Raw genomic sequence first — 6,458 nt, 5'->3', positions numbered from 1 at the left:
CCGCGATTTCCGTGACCGAGAATTCCGGCGTATTGCTCCCAGGGGTTGGATCGTCGAGTAGGTCCATGGTGGCTTGTCCTCTGTTCGCAGGCACCTTAGAACGCAACGCGACGAAGTCCAAGCAGGAGCTGCCCCATGAACATCCTCATACTCGGAAGCGGTGGACGTGAGCACGCGCTCGCTTGGGCGACCTTGCAAAATCCCAAATGCGACCGGGTTGTTGTGGCCCCCGGAAACGCTGGAATCGCCCAGATTTGCGAGACCTGCGCGCTCGATATTATGGACGGCGACGCGGTTGTTGAATTTGCCACCAGTCAGAGCATCGACTTTGTGATTGTCGGCCCCGAGGCCCCGCTGGCCGTCGGTGTGTCTGACCGCCTGCGCGCTGCAGGCTTTGCGACGTTCGGCCCATCCCAAGCCGCCGCCGAACTTGAGGCGTCCAAATCCTTTACCAAAGATGTCTGTGCCGCCGTCGACGCACCGACCGCTGCCTACGGTCACTTCACCGATGCCGATGCCGCGCGAGACTATATCCGCGCCCAAGGTGCGCCCATCGTGGTCAAGGCCGACGGCCTCGCTGCAGGCAAAGGCGTGATTGTCGCCATGACCGAAGCCGAAGCACTGGACGCGATCGACGACATGTTCCATGGCGAATTTGGTGCCGCTGGCGCCGAGGTCGTGATCGAAGAATTCATGGACGGCGAAGAGGCGTCGTTCTTTGTGCTCGTTGATGGCACCGACGTTTTGCCCATTGGCACAGCCCAAGACCACAAACGCGCCTTTGATGGCGACATCGGCCCAAACACCGGCGGAATGGGGGCCTATTCCCCTGCTCCTGTGATGACCGACGCTGTGACGCAAAAGGCGCTGGATGAAATCGTCAAACCGACCATGGCCGAAATGGCCCGTCGCGGCACACCGTTTCAGGGCATCCTTTTTGTCGGGCTGATGATCAAAGACGGCCAACCGCGTTTGGTCGAATACAACGTGCGCTTTGGCGACCCTGAATGTCAGGTGCTCATGATGCGCCTAGGTGCCCAAGCCTTTGACCTGATCCAAGCCTGCGCCACAGGTGGTCTGACCGACGCACGTGTGAATTGGGCCAATGACCACGCGCTGACAATCGTGCTGGCCGCCAACGGCTATCCCGGTGCCTATGAAAAAGGCAGCGTGATCCGCGGTCTCGACACCCTGCCCGCCACATCGTGCGACATGGTGTTTCACGCAGGCACCGGCGAAAAGGACGGCGACATCATCGCAACCGGTGGCCGCGTTCTGGCCGTCACGGCGCGTGCAGACACTTTGGCCGAGGCCCGCGCCCGCGCCTATACCACCACCGAACAGATCGATTGGCCCGAAGGCTTTATGCGCACCGACATCGGCTGGCGCGCCCTCTGATCCATCAGACATCTGACCCTAGAAACGCAAAAAGCCGACCCAATTGGGCCGGCTTTTTCTTTTCTCAGACCGGATTTAGGCCGCAGCAGCGCGGCTCTGCAAAACGTCTGTGATCTCTTGGGCGGCAATCGCTTCGTCGCCCGAACCTGTCGCTGCAATCTCGCGGGTCAAACGCTCTAGAGCCGCTTCATACAGCTGACGCTCGGAATAGCTCTGCTCGCGCTGGTCATCCGCACGGTGCAAATCGCGGACCACTTCGGCAATCGCGATCAAATCACCCGAGTTGATCTTTTGCTCGTATTCCTGCGCACGGCGCGACCACATGGCCTTTTTGACCTTGGCCTTGCCTTTGAGCGTCTTCATCGCGTGGTTGACCACATCAGGTGTGCTCAGCGACCGCATGCCGACCTCGATGGCCTTGTGCGTAGGCACGCGTAACGTCATCTTGTCTTTTTCAAACGCAATCACAAACAGCTCTAGCTCAAAACCTGCAACCTCTTGCTCTTCGATCGACACCACTTTGCCGACGCCATGTGCGGGATACACAACAAAGTCGTTCGGCTCGAAATCTCTTTTTTTCTTCTTGCTCATCTGGCTTTCACTCCGTCCAAAACCGCAACCAAAACAGGACCCACCCGACAAAAAATCCCACAGGGGCAAAGCGCCTCTGCAGGTTCGATGTCATCGTCGAATTGTCTAGATCACGTGCAACATTCCACAACATTATAGCATAAAAACGGGCATTCCCCAAGCGCACAGCCCGAGCCCCCGTTTTTGGCAAATTTCTTCAATGATTTAGAGGTTTTCCCGCCGATTCAGTGCGCGCGCCACCACAAAAACAGGCTGGGCGGCGAATCGCATCAACCGCCTTCGCCAGCGACTTCGCTGAACAGCTCCATCTTGCCCTCTTTGCCGTCCATCTCGTCGGCATTGGGCAGCGGGTCTTTTTTGGTGATGATCACCGGCCACATCTCGGAATATTTGCGGTTGAACTCGACCCATTTTTCCATATCTGGCTCGGTGTCCGGACGGATCGCATCCGCTGGGCACTCAGGCTCGCAGACACCACAGTCGATGCACTCGTCTGGGTGGATCACCAACATGTTTTCCCCCTCATAGAAACAATCTACGGGGCATACCTCGACACAGTCGGTGTATTTGCAAGCGATGCAGCTGTCGTTGACGATATAGGTCATGAAATCTGTCTCTTATCTCGTGTTGCGATTGAGATAAGACAACCGCGCCGGACGTTCAAGCGGTGATACGAAGACCCCCGCCCCTTACGCGACATCAAGTGCCGTCAAAATGTCGCAGCCCTTTGCGCCATTCCTTTTTGCTGGGCCGTCCCTTGCCCTCGTATTTGGGATTTGCGCCTTGGATCTCAATGGCGCGTTTGGGCGCTTCGGGCGTCAGATCTTCGTACAAGGCTTGCGCTTCGGGAGCCGGACCGCGCCGCGTCCCAACCCCCAAAATACGCACGACGCGAACCGTATCCGCCTGTGGAAATGTTAGAACCATTCCCGTCCCGACCGCGCGCGCCGGCTTACTGACCGGCGTGCTGTCGACGCGGACTTTGCCACCCTGCACAACCTTGGTGGCCAGCCCGCGGGTTTTGAAAAACCGCGCGTGCCACAACCATTTGTCGATGCGGATGGTCTCGCGAACGGGATCAGGGGTGTCGCTCAATCCTTTTTCAGACCGCCCAAGGCCGCTGCAAAGGGATTGTCAGGATCAATGGCTTTTTCTTTCTTGGCAGGGCGCGCGCTAAAGTTCTGCGGCTTGCCGCCACCCTTAGGACCACCTTTGCCGCGCGGCTTGCCCTTAGGCTTGCCACCGCCGCCGCCACCTTCGCGACGTCCACCACCCTCACGATTGGGACGATTGCCGCCCCACGTAAAGGTATAGAACACTTCGACCTCGGGCTCGGCTGCTGCTGCATCCTCTGCCGGTGCTTCAGTCACTGCCGCATCTGCCTCTGGTGCCGGAGCTTCGGGTTTCGCAGGTGCTTCCGCGTCCGCCGGTGCATCCTCAGCAGCTGCATCCGCAACAGGTGCATCCACAGGGGCCGCAGGATCAGCGGCTTTAACCTTGGCTCGCTCGCCGCGCTCGGCCTTGTATCCTAAACCACCCATAAGGTCGGCGAACTGCTCTAGCGTCATACCGGTGATCGACAACATATCGGCGTTGCCTTCAAACCCGCTACGGCTGTTGTGGGTACGCAGCATATCAGCCAAACGTTCCAACATATCGATACGGATTGCCCGCGCGCCTGCTGCACGGTAGCCCGCCATTGCATAATACCCTGCTGGTGCGTCCTTGATCGTAGGAACAGTCACCATACCCGCGGGCGGGCTCTCTGGAAATTCTTGCAAGCCATTGGCCAGCGACCACAACACCAAACGCAAACGCGTCGGCGCAGGCTTTAGCATCAGCGGCATAAAGATCGTGAATTGACCAAACCGGATGCCATGCTTGCGCAATGCGCCACGTGCATCTTGGTCCAGTGCTTTGACATCGTCAGCCACATCGCCGCGCGGCAAAACGCCCAGCGCTTCGACCAAACGGAACGCAAAGCCGCGCGCCATACCGGTCAGTGTCTCATCGCGCCTCATCGCCATCATCGGCTCGAACAACGTGGCGACCTTGCGGTCAATGAAATGCTGTAAACGGCGCTGAACCTTGGCTGCGACATCTGCGCCAGCTTCGTCATCGACAAAAGCCTCGATCACCGGCTTCAGCGGCTCGGCGCCGGCTACCAATTTACCGACAGCCATCTCGCCCCACATCAGGCCGCCCTGTTCGGTAAAATCAATCTCGGTGTCAGGCGCGTTATAGAAACGGTCCGCCCGCAAATGGAACTCGGGTGCGAGAGCTTGCAACGATGCGCTGCGCAATGTCTTGGCTTCCTCTGGGGTCGCGTTTTTGTCCTGACGGAACCGGAACCCCTCAAGCTTGCCAATATACTGGCCTTCTACCGTTACTTCGCCGTCTTTCGATACATCCGCCACAAGAGCTTCCTTCTGTTTGAGCCGCCGAAGCAAAACACTTGTCCGCCGGTCCACAAATCGTTGGGTCAGCGCGCCATGCAACGCATCTGACAGTCGGTCTTCTACAGCGCGGGTCTCGCCACGCCAATGGTTTTCGTCCCGCACCCAGCCTTTTCGCTGCGCCACATAAGTCCAAGTGCGGATATAGGCCAGACGTTTCGACAATGTGTCAATGTCCCCGTCGTGCCGATCGATACGTTTGACCTGTCGTGCCAGCCAGCTTTCCAAGATCTCGCCGCGCTCATGCAGGTCATTGAATATGGTGGTCAAAAGCCCCGCATGTTCGCCCTTGGAAATCCCGCGAAAATCCGGAACACGGCACACATCCCATAACAGCCGCACGCTGGGCCCAGTCGTACACCGCGCCTCGATCTCTGCATCTGCACCCAATGCTTTGAGTGCGGCCAGATCATCGCTCTCGCGGACGCGTGTCAGCCACTCGTCATCGGTGCGTTCCTGTAGCGTCTGCACCAGTCGCCCGATGCTGCCAAATTGCAAACGGCTGTTGCGCCACTGCAATCGAGTGACAGGGGCAAATTGGTGGCTGGTGATCGCATCGACAATGGGCTGATCCAGTGCAGGCGCCTCGCCCGTCACACCAAAAGTGCCGTTCGACATGCCGCGCCCCGCACGGCCCGCGATCTGCGCCAATTCGTTGGGCATCAAATACCGCATCTTGCGCCCGTCGAATTTCTGCAACCCCGAGAACGCGACGTGATCAATGTCCAAATTCAGACCCATCCCGATGGCATCCGTCGCCACGAGGTAATCCACATCACCGTTCTGATACAGCTCGACCTGCGCATTGCGTGTGCGCGGGCTGAGCGCGCCCATAACAACCGCCGCACCGCCCTTTTGCCGTTTAAGAAGTTCGGCAATCGCATAGACATTATCGACAGAAAACCCAACAATTGCAGAGCGCTCACGCATCCGGCTAATCTTTTTCTGACCCGTATAAGTCAGCTCTGACATCCGCTCGCGGTGAACAAATTCAACATTGGGGATCTGGGCCGCAATCGCCGACCGCATGGTGTCGGCCCCCATGAACAACGTTTCGTGCAAGCCACGCGCATGCAGCAAACGGTCGGTAAAAACATGACCCCGCTCACGGTCCGAGCAAAGCTGAATTTCATCAATCCCGACGAAATCAGCGCCCATGCCTTCGGGCATCGCCTCGACCGTACAAATCCAATAGGCCGCACGCTCGGGTACAATGCGTTCTTCGCCAGTGATCAAGGCGACAACAGACGGCCCCCGCACGGCTACGATCTTGTCATAAACCTCTCGGGCAAGCAGCCGCAGTGGCAACCCCATGATACCCGACCGATGCCCCAGCATCCGCTCGATCGCATAATGCGTCTTGCCGGTGTTTGTCGGCCCGAGGACCGCAACAATACGAGAGGACATAAAAAGGGAATCCCTTTGGGATAAAACGGGCAGGCAGCGTTACAACGCCTGACCCTCTAACAAAGCCTCAAGACGTTCAACCCCAACCAAAACCTCTGGCTGATTGGGATGAATACGCAACACTTCGCGGTAGCCGTCCAGAGCATCCTGATTGCGCCCCAAATCCTCTAGGATGACAGCCAACCCAGTGATGGCCACATAATGGTTGGGATCGCGGTTCAACACTTCGCGCAGATCATCAATTGCAAGGCCATATTGCCCCTCGTGGAAATAGGCGGTTGCCCGCCCAGCGTATCCTTCGGCGAAATCTGGCGCATGATCGACCAAGGCGCTGAAATGATCCACGGCGGCGTCATGATCGCGTGCGTCCAATGCGTCGCGCCCACGGCGCACCAGCAAATCCATCGCCGCTGATCCAGACTTGCCCCATTCGTCGTAAATCTGCCGTTCGATTCGCTCGTAGCCACCCTCTTCGGCGGCACTCAATTGCTCATATAGCTCTGCCAATCGCGCCTGATCTTGCGCAATACAGGGTGCGGAAAACCCCACTGTTACGAAAAATGCCGTAACGATACATTTGATGCTGGTCGAACTGCGCGTCATACC

General features: G+C 58.0%; 6 protein-coding genes. 1 reads left to right on the top strand and 5 read right to left on the bottom strand.

Annotation, left to right across the window (positions count from 1 at the left end; genetic code table 11):
* Nucleotides 1–135: 135 nt before the first annotated feature.
* Nucleotides 136–1,398 carry a phosphoribosylamine--glycine ligase gene (gene purD / locus TR2A62_RS17410; protein ID WP_009157703.1) on the top strand — a complete coding sequence of 421 codons (1,263 nt, stop codon included), beginning with the start codon at nucleotides 136–138 and terminating at the stop codon, nucleotides 1,396–1,398.
* A 75-nt stretch (nucleotides 1,399–1,473) separates the two neighbouring features.
* Here purD and TR2A62_RS17405 read toward each other — a convergent pair whose 3' ends face one another.
* The 5 genes from TR2A62_RS17405 to TR2A62_RS17385 all read right to left on the bottom strand — a co-directional run bounded on the left by TR2A62_RS17405 (nucleotide 1,474) and on the right by TR2A62_RS17385 (nucleotide 6,455).
* Entirely contained in the window at nucleotides 1,474–1,989 is a 516-nt protein-coding gene (locus TR2A62_RS17405; protein WP_009158451.1) for a CarD family transcriptional regulator, read from the bottom strand.
* A gap of 269 nt (nucleotides 1,990–2,258) precedes the next feature.
* The gene (fdxA, locus tag TR2A62_RS17400) at nucleotides 2,259–2,594 is read right to left on the bottom strand and encodes a ferredoxin FdxA (RefSeq protein WP_009159636.1); all 336 of its coding nucleotides are present in this window, start codon (nucleotides 2,592–2,594) and stop codon (nucleotides 2,259–2,261) included.
* 94 nt (nucleotides 2,595–2,688) lie between these two features.
* A complete protein-coding gene (locus TR2A62_RS17395) occupies nucleotides 2,689–3,084 on the bottom strand; it encodes an RNA-binding S4 domain-containing protein (RefSeq protein ID WP_009160901.1) in 396 nt (131 codons plus the stop codon).
* Entirely contained in the window at nucleotides 3,081–5,852 is a 2,772-nt protein-coding gene (locus tag TR2A62_RS17390) for a helicase-related protein (protein WP_009157444.1), read from the bottom strand. The genes TR2A62_RS17395 and TR2A62_RS17390 overlap by 4 nt, the downstream gene beginning before the upstream one ends.
* Before the next feature lie 39 nt (nucleotides 5,853–5,891).
* Nucleotides 5,892–6,455 (bottom strand): tetratricopeptide repeat protein, encoded by a 564-nt coding sequence (locus tag TR2A62_RS17385; RefSeq protein WP_009158240.1) that lies wholly within the window; start codon nucleotides 6,453–6,455, stop codon nucleotides 5,892–5,894.
* Nucleotides 6,456–6,458: the final 3 nt, after the last annotated feature.

The sequence above is a fragment of the Thalassobium sp. R2A62 genome, assembly GCF_000161835.1.
Classification (GTDB): domain Bacteria; phylum Pseudomonadota; class Alphaproteobacteria; order Rhodobacterales; family Rhodobacteraceae; genus Thalassobium.
The sequence above is the reverse complement of the archived record's forward strand: the minus strand, read 5'-3'. Positions and strand labels throughout refer to the sequence as shown.